We start from the raw sequence: 12,801 nt of genomic DNA on the forward strand, positions 1-12,801 counted from the left end.
GTCGTTTTCTAGACAAACGACTGTTGCACAAGTAAGTATTATTACCGTTAACCCTGCTCATTTTTAAGCCAGTAGAGATTATGTCGTTATTTTCACCCCGTACTCATGCTAGGCTCAAATCCAGTACTGCTCCATCAGTATCAAGTTGGCAGAGCGGTACTGGCAATGTGTTACATCGACGTACTGTCATACCACCGTGGTTCATCAATACAGCAAGCCTCATTCTTATGGGGCTTTTGGTGTTATTGAGCTTATCTATCGGGGTGGCTGACTTTTCCTGGTCAGGTATCTTGCAGAGCCTGCTGACGCAGAGTGCTAATTCTGATAGCTCGCTGCTATTGGTTAGCCGCATACCGCGCACCATTGCCATTATCTTGACTGGTATTGCAATGGCTGTGGCTGGGATGATTATCCAAGTGGTGCTAAAAAACCGCTTTGTAGAGCCATCCATGGTCGGTGCAACTCAGAGCGCTGCACTTGGTTTGCTAGTGGTCAGTTTACTGTTCCCTGCCAGTGCGCTCATTGTCAAAATGGGCGTGGCAACCATCGCTGCCGTTTTTGGCATGATGCTATTTATGCTGCTCATTCACCGTATTCCGCCCACTGATTTTTTGATGATTCCACTGATTGGCATTGTCTTTGGTGGCATTATTGAAGCAGTCACTACCTTTATCGCCTATCAAACCGAGTCGCTACAGATGCTGAGTGTTTGGCAGTTTGGTGATTTTTCGGGCGTATTGGCAGGGCGCTATGAGCTGTTGTGGCTCACGGGTGGACTGTGTGTGCTGGCTTATATTATTGCCGACAAGCTGACCATCGTCGGTTTGGGTGACAATATCGCTTTGAACTTAGGCATTAGTAAGCGTCAAGTCACTTGGATTGGCGTGGGTATGGTAGCCATGATGAGCGCTGTCGTGGTCGTGACTGTGGGCATGATTCCTTTTATTGGGCTGGTCGTACCAAACATTGTGAGCCGTCTAATGGGAGATAAGTTACGTCGTAGCTTGCCAGCAGTTGCCCTACTTGGTGCTTCAGCAGTGTTGCTATGCGATATTATCGGACGCTCTATTCGCTATCCATTTGAAGTGCCGGTCGCCACTATTTTTGGTGTGGTTGGTACAGTGCTATTTTTATGGCTGTTATTACGTGCACCAGCTGAGCAGTAGCACTATGTTCACTAACTGTGTATTAATTTTCAACACTCACTTACCGTCGTTCATTTTTTGCCTTATTAGATAAGCTTGGCACCATAGGATTTTTGTATGTTCTCATCAACTAAGCTTACTTCCACCAAGACTGGTACTACAAACACTAGCACAGCGGTAGATAACTCATCTTCAACAGATGATCAGTATTCAGCCGCTGCACAAGGTCAGTTGGCAAAGCTTTGGGCATGGATAGCTGAGCATCCAAAATCCATAGCAGCTATTGTTCTACTTATCTCGATGACCTTGTTTATGACACTCAATGTCAATGGCTATTGGGACTTTGCGCTACCATTACGCGGCAAAAAACTGCTGGCACTGATGGTGGTTGGCTATGCGATTGGCGTGTCGACGTTACTGTTTCAGACGTTGACTCACAATCCAATTCTAACGCCCTCCCTACTTGGCTTTGATTCACTCTATGTTCTGTTGCAGAGCTTACTGGTTTTCTTTTTAGGTGCGATTAGCTTTACCAGTATCGACCCCCTTGCCAAATTCACACTTGAAATTGTCCTGATGTTTGGGGCATCTTTATTATTGTTTAAGTTATTATTTTCTAAAAGCAGTCAGGATCTGACGCGGCTAATATTGGTGGGCGTTATCTTTGGTGTGTTGTTTCGCAGCTTATCAGCACTTATTGCACGGCTGATTAATCCTGATGATTTTGTGGTTGTACAGTCTGCTAGCTACGCGCAGTTCAACACAGTCAACCCTCAGCTACTAGGTATCAGCTTATTTATCTGTGTCATCACCGCGATATTTGTATGGCGCTGGCGTTACCAGTGCGATGTGTTGATGCTCGGACAAGCGCAGGCCGTCAACCTTGGTATCAACTATCAACGTTTAGCATTTGGTCTATTAACTGTCATCGCTGTATTGGTTGCCACGGCTACCGCCCTGGTCGGTCCAGTGACTTTCTTTGGTCTATTGGTTTGCGCATTGACCAATCGTATCGCTCGACATATGTATCACACCGAGCGGCTGATATTAGTCAGTTTGGTCGCTATGATTTGCTTGGTGCTGGGTCAAACTATCTTTGAGCAAGTGCTAGATATGGCAGGCGTATTGTCCGTCGTGATAGAGCTAGCAGGTGGATTGATGTTCTTAGCATTGATATTTATGTCTCAACGTCGTTCTTTATGATTACTTAGCCGACATTGTTTATTTAGCTGATGCTGTTGATAGAGAAAACCCTAAGACTTTTTTAAATAAGACTGACTATGATTAAACTGAATAATATCTCTCACCATATTGGCAAACAACAAATCTTGCATGACATTACGTTGTCCCTACCAACGGCGCAGGTGATTGCTTTGATTGGTCCTAATGGTGCTGGGAAGTCTACGTTGTTTTCTGTCATGGCTCGCTTGCAGCCGCTACAATCTGGGCAGGTGAGCTTCGCTGTAGATAATGAGGAACGTGACATTGTCAGCTGTCAGGCGCGGACGCTGGCCAAGACTGTCGCGATGCTCGGGCAAGACAATCATGTACAAGGACGCCTGCGCGTACATGAGCTACTGATGTTTGGTCGTTACCCTTATCATCAAGGGCAACCAACCGCAGACGATCAGCAAAAAGTACAGGAAATCCTCGAACGCTTTGAGCTTGAGCCACTTGCCGAGCGTTTCTTGTCAACGCTATCAGGTGGACAGCGTCAGCGCGTGCTGATCGCTATGATTGTCTGCCAAGATACACCCTATCTATTGCTCGATGAGCCACTGAACAACCTAGATATGTATCATGCTGGTCGGCTGATGCGTGAGCTACGTCAGCTTAGCCACAATCAGCAAAAAACCGTGGTGATTGTCCTGCATGATATCAACCAAGCGGCACAGTTTGCCGATACAGTAGTTACGATGAAAGCAGGAGAAGTGACGGCTGTTGGTCGTCCTGCTGATGTTATTACTAAAGAAACGATGAAAGATTTATACAACGTCGATGTCACTGTCCTAAGTCATCAAGGACGTCCAGTGATTGTTGATACGGTTTAATGAGTGGTTAGACTCAAGTACGCAATAAAAAACTCAATATAGTGCCAGTACATTGGTACCAGCATTATATTGAGCACATTAATTTTATCTCTTAATATCTATTTAAGTTTTTGCGCTGCTTTAAGTCGTTGCTGTCGACCTTTCCACCATAGATAGACGCCCGTAATGGACAACACTGTCACAGCCAAACCTACCAGTGCTAAAAATATTTGATACAGTAAGTGGCCGATGCCATGGCCAATATGACCCATATGTAAAGTCATCAACCAATTGTTGGTTTTGCTACCAAATGATGAGTTCTGGTAGCCAAAGTTCACCTGTTCAACGCTACCCATTTTTGCATTGACCGTGATGGATGATGCACCGCCTTTTTTACCAATGTCCTTATCTGTCTTAAAGCGCAGCTGCCATTGACCTTCGTCCTCAATCCAACGTATGCCTAAAAACTCTCGTACTATCATACCCTTGCTTTGGGCAGCGATGTTTGCCTGTTCACTTAAATAAGCAATACTATTGGCTTTGTTGACCATATCGACAGCCTCGACGTCGACAGCCTCATTGTTTACAGCTTCAACTCTAGTCGCTGTTTCTGTACCAGAAGTCTGCTCTGCTTTTCCATGTGGTTTTCTTGAGTTCTCCTGTCTCTCACCTCTTTCCTCGAGTCCTACGACAGCGTGCATCACAGGTTGATAGACCTGTCTTAGGTTAAAACCAACACTCGACCACGCGATGACAAACAGCATGATCCATAACCATAGCCCAAAGGCATGGTGTAGATCATAATTCAATTTAAACATATTACTTTTGGTACGAATTTTCCACGCTGGTAACCAACGTTTCAAAAAGGAGGCACGTTTTTTAGGCGAGGTTTGATTCTGTGCTTTTTTCTTGATCGCTCTAGGAAACGTTAAGTAAAAGCCAATAAAGCAATTAATCGTCCACACGAGCGCGACAATCCCTAGTAGCAATTTTCCAATATCACCCAATAATAAATCGCGATGTAACCAAAACACTTTCCACATGGTGTTGTGCCATGCCCACTCATCTCTATCACGAGTACCAATGATATCGCCAGTATAAGGGTGGACATAAACTTGTTGAAACGGTGCTTTTGGTTGGTTTTGGATGGCTTTTCCTCGTGCTCTATCTACCGAAAATACGGCTGACCTCTCTGCTGCTATTGAGGTTGGCATGCTAGAAAAAGCATATTGAGGGTACGCACTAATGACCTTATCATGAAGCTCTGCAATAGGCAGATGTGATGCGTTTTGTTTCTCAACCTGAGCCAGTTTATGGTTAAAGATATCGTCTAGCTCGTCATGAAATGCCAATAATGTGCCAGTAATACCAGTGATAATTAAAAAAGCTGCCATGGCAAGCCCAGTATAACGATGGAGCCATAGGCAAGCTTGACGAGGATTGAATGAAATCATTAGTGTTGGTTCTTTATCATATATTGTTTTGGTAGATGCTTATCAGTTAATACATCATTACTGTTATAGCCAATGTAAAAGCTAATAGGCAATAAAAAGCCAGCTCCCGTGTAAGACAGCTGACTTTATAAGTACGATTAGACTTAAATTCGATAAGCTAGATTAGAACTGATAAGTTAAAGACGTTTTGATATTACGTCCCATCTCAAAATCAGTATAGGCATCATCGATAGAGTTACGTGACGCATGGCTTGCATAAGTCTCATCAAAGATGTTGTACACACCTAGTGTGGCCTTTAAACCTTCGATTTGAGTTGGCGTATAAGTCATAAAGATATCGTGCACGTCATAGCCTGGTTTTTCGTTGTCATCACCAGCGGTATTCGGTGTCACATCGGCGACATAAGTACTGCGCCAGCCAAGCTCAGTTGTGTTGGTTGGAGCGTAACCTAGGTTGACCATGTACTTATCGCCAGACTCAGAGCCACTACCACTGACAGAAGAGATATTGTAACCCGTATCTTCGCCTTTGCTACGCGCACGAGCATAGCTTAGACCCATGTTGAAGTTATCTGCTCGATAATCAGCTGATAGCTCTACGCCTTTGATTTTAAAATCTTCATCATTATTAATGACACCTTGGCAGCTACCGTTTAGTTGTCCAGTCGCACAATCTAAACCAACTCTACCATTGCCTGCACGTACAAACTCAATATAGTTTTCGATATTGGTTTCAAAGTATTTAGCACTTAACTTTAAAGAGTCATCAGCCACTGTCAGACCACGCAGCGTTGTAGCAATACCGACTTCTGCATTGTCGCCTTCTTCTGCTTTTAAGTCGTCATTGACATATGTACCAACACCATCGGAATTAAAAATCGTTTGGCTAAGATCTGGACCATTAAATAACTGAGTATAGCTTGCAAATAGTTGGGTGCGCGGTGCAATCTCATAGCTAGCAGCTAGTGCGCCAACGACATTGTCATAAGTCTTGCCAGCAGATACATATTCTGGAGACTCATAACGGTCATAACGGACGCCTGGCGTTAAGCTAAGCTTACCCATTTGCCACTGGTCTTCTAGATACACTGAAGTATTGGTTGCTTCATCGGTGCTCGCATTACCAAAGTCGCGTGTCATCTCAGATTCTTTTTTGTAATGCTCAACCCCAGCGATTAACTTATGAACCCCTGGCACACCGTTAATAATACTGCTATCGATGATACTGGTGTTTTGTACTTTTGCGCCTGTGGTTTGGACTTCTGCATCAAACTCAAACCCAGGTTCGCCATCAGAGTTACGCAAAATCTGCGTGCTAGTCTGATAGACATTGGCATCTACATTAACCAACTGGTTAGCAGGACTGTAAGCGTAGTCAAGCGCATAGGTATCACGTTTGACTTCCTGCGGGATGATTGGGTTCCAGCCCCCAGCAGGAAAATCTGGACGTAATGGGAACTTGCCTTTGTTTTCGGTACGGCTAAAGCTAGCGCCTACATGATGGTCACTACCGACATAAGCACCGGCTTTTAATAGGATGTTTTCGCCTTCGCTGTCTTCCGTCTGGATTTTACGACCTTTACCGTCTTCACCAGCGTCTGCATTGCGTTTGCCATAATAAGCCAGTAAATCAACATTTTCTGTTGGCGCACCATATACAGTAGCTGAGGTTAGCAGTTCATCATTGTTGCTAGCATAACCTGTATGCAGCTTAGCACCTATCTTCTGACCTGGCTTGAGTAAATCTGCCGCGTCGACTGTCTCAAAAGCAACCGCACCGCCGATAGCATCATTGCCTAGCGTTACTGAGTTATTGCCCACTGATACTTCTGCTTGTTTTAGCAGATCTGGATCAATAGTGACGTCACCCATATGGTAGAACAACGCGCCTTCTTGACGTGCGCCATCAATCGTTACTTTTAGGTTGGTATCATCAAGACCACGTACACGAATACGTTGGTTGACTGATGAGGTACCGCCCACGCTTACCCCTGGTACAACGTCCAGAAAATCGCTCAAATGGCTGGCTTGTGCAGCTGGGGTGTAGTCATCTATGTAGACAGAGTCTTCTTGTACAGCGTCACGTACTGAGCTATTTGCTGTTACAGTGATAGTCTGCAATGTCGTGTTTGGCATATCTGCTGCCGTTGCGGCACTGGCAGCTTGTGTCCACAATACAGCGGCAACACCGATAGACAATACTGTCAATTGACTAGATAACTTTACTTCGCGCATAACACATTTACTCACTTTGTTTACTGTCAGAAATTAGAATGTTTAGAATTATTTTTAAAAGTTGTCGTCAAACAACCCTTAAAATAGTGCCTACCAGAAGATGGAATATCTTGAAAACACTTAACTCGTTATGCAAATAACATGATTAATGTTAATGATAATGATTAGCGTTTAAATAATGAGAGGCATAATAACGAAGTATTAACACTTTGGCAATAATTAATATAATAAATTCTCAGTTTTAGCTCTGAATATGCTGAGAGAGTGCGAAAATGCTTCTGTACTAGCCGTAAATATAGCATTCAATATGATTTTGGCTATGTATGAAGGCTATATGTAGTCAGGTGTAGGAACTTATCACTTCTACATCAGTCTGCTATTAACTTAGCTCATCACTTGTTTTTATTGTACTACTGTACTAGAATGCTGAAACAAGATGGTTCGCAGCGAAAAATTGCTCAATAACCGACCTATCTATTTTCTTTGGCTAAGATTACCTACTATGACTACCGATCCTTATCAAAGCTTAGTGAAACATTTGACCAACTGTGCTGATAGCGCAGATATCGAAAAGCTGCTCAGTGCCCTGCTGACCCATAAAGAACAGCATGACATTGCCAATCGTATTCGGATTTTTGACTTGCTAGATCGTGGTAACACCCAGCGTGATATCTCTGAGCAACTAGGTGTTGGTATCGCCACTGTCTCTCGCGGTGCCAAGGCCAAGCAAAGCCATGATGTCAGTGCGTTACTGGCTACTCATAGAGACCACTCTTAACCATTTTAACGATACTATCTAGCTTTTTACTGACGAAACTTATACTTATTAATCGAAACTTATCAATCAACACATATTTGAACCATTTCGGACTTTGTTATGACCTCTAGTACTCGCACACAGACCAAACCTGCTCCTATCGATATCCCGAGCAAACCACAACGTATCAAACTGACGCAAGATATCGATTTTTTTGCATTATTCAAACGTATCGAAAGCGCGTTTGATACCTGCTATTTACTCGAATCATTAGGTGAAGACAGCCATATCTCGCGCCATCATGCGATTGGCTTTGACCCTGTGACAACTATCGCCGCATTAGACCGCAACACGCTTGCCATTACCGATAACAAAACTGCTGAAACAAGTTGCTATCAAACCGATAACCCTTATCAGCTACTGCGTGATATAACGCCCCAGCATGTTATCGCTCGCGATCAAAGCGGTGGTCTAGTCGGGTATTTGGGTTATGACTGCGTGAACTTCTTTGAACCTAGCCTCAATGCAAAGGCCAGTGAAGACTTCGAACCATTTAAGTTTGGCGTGTATCTAGATGGATTGACCCTAGATAAGATGACTGGAGAAATCTTCTACTTTTATTACCCAACTGCTCAACAAGAAAACCGCATCGAGCAAATCAAAGCCCTACTCGATGAGCCAACGCCTAGCTATGAAGCGCCTAAAGTTGAATTTTTAGGTGATGGTATGAGCCAAGAAGAGCATGCCAATGTCGTCATGCAAGTCAAAGAAGACATCATCGCTGGGCGTATTTTTCAGTGCGAGGTTGGGTTTAAATCTAAGTACCGTATTGCCGGTGACAAGATGCCGATTTATGAAAAGCTGCGCGCGGTCAATCCATCACCGCACATGTATTTTATGAAATTTGCGCAACAGTGCATCATTGGTGCCTCGCCTGAGCTGCTATTCCGCTTGCGTCAGGGTGAAATGGAAACCTATCCGCTCGCAGGAACGGCTAAACGCGGCGTCGATGTGATTGAAGACCGTAAGCTTGCCCGCGCCTTGCTCAACGATGACAAAGAAATTGCCGAGCATAATATGTTGGTGGATTTGCATCGCAATGATATTGGCCGTGTGGCACGATTTGGTACGGTAAAAGTACGTAGTTTGATGGATATCAAACGCTTCTCTCACGTGCAGCATATCTCTTCTGAAATCGTTGGGATCTTGCATCCTAACGAAGATATGTTTAGTGCCCTTGCCAGTAACTTCCCTGCTGGTACCTTGTCAGGCGCGCCCAAGGTAGAAGCCATCAAAGTGATTAATGAGCTAGAGCCAGATGGCCGCGGTGCTTATGGCGGTGCATTAGGCTCGTTCAATTTTAATGGTGATTGTATCTTTGCCATTCCTATTCGCAGTCTGTTTATCAATGGCGAGTCTGCCTACGCTCAAACTTGCGGCGGTAACGTTTACGACTCCAACCCAGCTGATGAGTACTTAGAGATTCAGCGTAAACTGTCGGCGATGAAAGTCGTGTTAGACAGCTTTATGCAGTCGTAATTCGTATCAGCCATAATTCATACTAAACGTACTGCATAAATTGACCATATTTTACCTAGCTATATTTTTATAAAAGAGTTTATGACCCATGAATGTTTTAATTATTGATAACTACGACTCATTTACCTTTAATCTCTACCAGTATGTGGGCGAGATTTTGCAAACCTTAGACAGTGATGAAGAAGCCAGCGTCATCGTCAAACGCAATAACGAAATCACCTTAGCAGACGTGGAAGCGATGAATCTTGATAGAATCATTATCTCACCTGGCCCTGGCTCCCCTGATGATCCCGCATACTTTGGCATCTGTAGCGAGGTCATTGAAACACTAGGCAAAACTGTGCCACTATTAGGTGTCTGCTTGGGTATGCAAGGCATTGCTCATGTATTTGGCGGTGATGTGGTACGCGCCAGTGTACCGATGCATGGCAAGGTCTCATCAATTCGCCATGATAATTCAGGTATTTATCAAGGCTTACCACAAGAGCTTGAGATCATGCGCTATCACTCGCTGGTGGTAAAAGCCGACACCATCCCAAGCTGTCTGACGATTACCTCAGTAGTCGCCAATGACAGCCGTGCTGAATTGAGCTTTGCTGAGTCAGCATTGACTGGTGATGAGATTATGGGACTGGCGCACAAAGAGTACCCAATCCAAGGCGTACAGTTTCATCCTGAGTCGTTTGCCACTGAAGGTGCTAAACGATTGCTGAGTAACTTTTTATTGCAGGTGTGAGCACTACTATCCAGCCACGCCTTCTATTTTAAATGACAGTCGATTAAATTTAGCACACGACCTAGTAGCGGTTTATAATCTTTTAGTGATAGACTCAAAAGAATAAACAAAAGACAGCCTTTAATCAGGTTGTCTTTTCTTATTTCAGTATTGCTTGGAGAGATTGTATCAATAGCAATTTTACAACATCTTGTGTCACTTAGATCGTAAGAAGAAAACAGTATGGCAAACATCGACAACGGAATGACGACCCATTCGCATCAATCATGGCTAGGCACCATCCAAATCATCACGGCTGCTATTTGCTGGGGCACCTTGGGTATATTCTCGACTTACCTAAACCAAATTGGCTTTAGTGGGTGGCAAGTAACCATATTACGCATTGTCACAGCGGCCTTTATCATTTTAGCCATGCTACCAACACTATGGCCACACCTTATCAAATTACAGCCAAAACAGTGGCTTGGTTTGGCGATGCAGTCGTTAATAGGTGTCCTTGGCATGTCGGTCTGCTATTTTTTTGCGGTAAGCTACGTTGGCGCTGGCCCTGCCGTTGCCTTACTCTATACCGCGCCTGTATTTAGTTTATTGTTTTCAAAGTTCTTACTGAGTGAGTCCATCACTCGTAAATCAGTGCTGCTAGCACTCATGGCAGTGTTTGGCGTTGGATTGACGATGCTAGGTGAGCAAGCAAAAATTAACTGGGGGATTTTACTCGGCCTATCAGCAGGGATGTGTTATTCGTTATATGGCGTATTGGGTAAACGTGCGATGCATTATGCTCACCCTGCCCCTTTGGTATTTTTCACTTCCATTATCATTAGTGCTGGCGTACTACTGCTCTTGCCTGAGACCTATAACACTTATAATCAGCTATTAGATCTCCCCTTAATGACTTGGGGCTATGTTTTGGGATTATCCTTATTGGGAACCGTCGTGCCATTTGGGCTATATATGAAGGCATTGGAAAAGCTGCCCGCCACTCGCGCATCGGTATTTACGATTTTCGAGCCATTGACTGCTATTGCGCTCGCGATGCTATTACTGCATCAATCTTTGTCTTGGATTCAGTATTTGGGCGTGGCGCTTATTTTGCTAGCAGCTTTATTAAATGCTGTATTAAATGGTACTGCTACTCGCGTACCTCGCTGGTTAAAACAACGACAAAAAGTATAGTTTACTGTCTATTTATTTGAAATACGTCCTATTTATTGCGATAAAAAAAGCCCCAACCATTACATCATGATTGGGGCTTTTTTTATCGCTTACGCAAAAACAAACGTTTTTACTGCTCAATACGTTGCAGAAATGCCTGTGTACGAGGATGCTTTGAGTCTTCAAAGAGCTGTTTGGCACTGCCTTCTTCGACCACATGACCGTCTTCAATCAGTACAACATGATCGGCAACGTCACGAGCAAAGTTGATTTCGTGAGTCACTACGACCATCGTCCAACCTTCAGAGGCGAGCTGCTTCATTGTCTCTAGCACATCCTGTACCAACTCTGGATCAAGTGCAGAGGTTGGCTCATCAAACAGTAATAATGACGGCTCAATAGCAAGCGCACGGGCAATACCAATACGCTGCTGCTGACCACCAGATAACTGGAACGGATAGAGATCCGCTTTGTCCGACAGTCCAACTTTCTCAAGTAGTACCAATGCCTGCTCACGGGCTTGCGCTTTGCTTTGCCCCTGTACTACCGTAGGCCCAAGCATCAAGTTTTCAATGGCTGTCTTATGTGGAAACAAGTTATAAGACTGAAATACCATACCTGATTTACGCTGTAAGGCTAGTAGCGTTTTTTTGCTTGGCTTAGTCGCAAAGTCGACGCTCAAGCTATCGTCATCAAAAGCAATCACACCTTGATCAGGAATCTCTAGCGCATTTAAACAACGCAAAAAGGTGGTTTTACCCGATCCTGAAGGTCCTAATATTACGACCACTTTGCCTTTATTGATAGTCAAGTCGATGCCTTTTAGCACCTGATTGCCACCAAAGGCTTTATGAATATTAGTGACTTTGATCATAAAAATTCCTGTTGTACTGGTCTTTATTTGCGACTGTTTATTCTTGCGTGCTTGTTCTTAAGCGCTTGTATGACTAATGGCTACGGAGCTAATAAAATCTGGGTAATAATTATCCAACCATCAATTATTTTGCCACATAGCGATCTAACCTAGTTTCAAGCTTGCCTTGGATAAAGGTCAAGAACAGACAGATACCCCAATAAATAATTGCCGCTTCTGTATAGACCAGCATAAACTCATAGTTACGAGCTGTGATGATCTGCGCTTGTTTGAATAGCTCGGTGACTAGCACCAGTGAAGCAAGTGAGGTATCTTTTACCAGACTGATAAAGGTATTAGACAACGGCGGCACCGACACTCGAAGTGCCTGCGGTAAAATCACATGGCGAAAAGTCTGTAGATACGTCAAACCAACCGTCGAGCCTGCTTCCCACTGTCCTTTTGGTATCGACAAAATCGAAGCACGCACTGTCTCCGATGCATAAGCACCGATGTTCAGTGAGAATGCAATAATCGCTGAGGGAAAGGGATCAAGCTTCACCCCAACACTTGGCAGACCATAGAAAATAATAAACAGCTGAACCAGCATCGGTGTACCGCGAATGGCGGACACATAGACACGAGCGAGCCGATAGATGATTTCATGGAACCAAGTGGCACGCGGAATGATACGAATCAATGCCACTGTCAGTGCAATGGCCATACCAATCGCAAATGAGATCAATGCCAGCGGTATCGAATAATAGATACCGCCTTTGAGCATTGGCCAAAACGACGAGATGACAATCTGCGCTCGATCAGGACTCATAAATGGCAATACTGCCAATAAGTCCGCGAACCATGATGTAGACATTACAGAAGCTGACATGATAGAAA

At 44.1% G+C, this 12,801-nt stretch carries 11 protein-coding genes; 7 read left to right on the forward strand and 4 right to left on the reverse strand.

Features of this window, described 5'->3' with window-relative positions; translation table 11 throughout:
• The first annotated feature begins 80 nt into the window (after positions 1-80).
• The 3 genes from IEE84_RS10090 (at position 81) to IEE84_RS10100 (ending at position 3,196) form a co-directional block, all read left to right on the forward strand.
• Positions 81-1,166, forward strand: coding sequence for an ABC transporter permease (locus tag IEE84_RS10090; RefSeq protein ID WP_224737764.1), 1,086 nt, complete (start codon positions 81-83; stop codon positions 1,164-1,166).
• A 96-nt stretch (positions 1,167-1,262) separates the two neighbouring features.
• Positions 1,263-2,348, forward strand: a complete 1,086-nt coding sequence (locus IEE84_RS10095) for an iron chelate uptake ABC transporter family permease subunit (protein ID WP_191114076.1) — start codon at positions 1,263-1,265, stop codon at positions 2,346-2,348.
• A 77-nt stretch (positions 2,349-2,425) separates the two neighbouring features.
• Positions 2,426-3,196 (forward strand): iron ABC transporter ATP-binding protein, encoded by a 771-nt coding sequence (locus IEE84_RS10100; protein ID WP_057761234.1) that lies wholly within the window; start codon positions 2,426-2,428, stop codon positions 3,194-3,196.
• Between the two features lie 98 nt (positions 3,197-3,294).
• On the opposite strand, the gene IEE84_RS10105 is transcribed toward IEE84_RS10100, so the two are convergent.
• Positions 3,295-4,569 carry a PepSY-associated TM helix domain-containing protein gene (locus tag IEE84_RS10105; protein WP_267442788.1) on the reverse strand — a complete coding sequence of 425 codons (1,275 nt, stop codon included), beginning with the start codon at positions 4,567-4,569 and terminating at the stop codon, positions 3,295-3,297.
• A gap of 222 nt (positions 4,570-4,791) precedes the next feature.
• The gene (locus IEE84_RS10110; protein ID WP_191114078.1) at positions 4,792-6,864 is read right to left on the reverse strand and encodes a TonB-dependent receptor domain-containing protein; all 2,073 of its coding nucleotides are present in this window, start codon (positions 6,862-6,864) and stop codon (positions 4,792-4,794) included.
• A 502-nt stretch (positions 6,865-7,366) separates the two neighbouring features.
• Between IEE84_RS10110 and IEE84_RS10115 the strand changes: the two genes are divergently transcribed.
• From IEE84_RS10115 to IEE84_RS10130, 4 genes are all read left to right on the forward strand, one after another.
• A complete protein-coding gene (locus tag IEE84_RS10115) occupies positions 7,367-7,642 on the forward strand; it encodes a Trp family transcriptional regulator (protein ID WP_191114079.1) in 276 nt (91 codons plus the stop codon).
• A 99-nt stretch (positions 7,643-7,741) separates the two neighbouring features.
• Positions 7,742-9,160 (forward strand): anthranilate synthase component I family protein, encoded by a 1,419-nt coding sequence (locus IEE84_RS10120; RefSeq protein WP_191114080.1) that lies wholly within the window; start codon positions 7,742-7,744, stop codon positions 9,158-9,160.
• Positions 9,161-9,248: 88 nt separating this feature from the next.
• A complete protein-coding gene (locus tag IEE84_RS10125) occupies positions 9,249-9,896 on the forward strand; it encodes an anthranilate synthase component II (RefSeq protein ID WP_191114081.1) in 648 nt (215 codons plus the stop codon).
• Between the two features lie 222 nt (positions 9,897-10,118).
• Positions 10,119-11,072 (forward strand): DMT family transporter, encoded by a 954-nt coding sequence (locus tag IEE84_RS10130; protein WP_191114082.1) that lies wholly within the window; start codon positions 10,119-10,121, stop codon positions 11,070-11,072.
• Between the two features lie 109 nt (positions 11,073-11,181).
• On the opposite strand, the gene IEE84_RS10135 is transcribed toward IEE84_RS10130, so the two are convergent.
• The gene (locus tag IEE84_RS10135; protein WP_057761251.1) at positions 11,182-11,925 is read right to left on the reverse strand and encodes an amino acid ABC transporter ATP-binding protein; all 744 of its coding nucleotides are present in this window, start codon (positions 11,923-11,925) and stop codon (positions 11,182-11,184) included.
• A gap of 124 nt (positions 11,926-12,049) precedes the next feature.
• Positions 12,050-12,793, reverse strand: coding sequence for an amino acid ABC transporter permease (locus IEE84_RS10140; protein WP_057762590.1), 744 nt, complete (start codon positions 12,791-12,793; stop codon positions 12,050-12,052).
• Between the last annotated feature and the right edge of the window lie 8 nt (positions 12,794-12,801).

The sequence above is a fragment of the Psychrobacter sp. 28M-43 genome, assembly GCF_014770435.1.
Lineage (GTDB): Bacteria > Pseudomonadota > Gammaproteobacteria > Pseudomonadales > Moraxellaceae > Psychrobacter.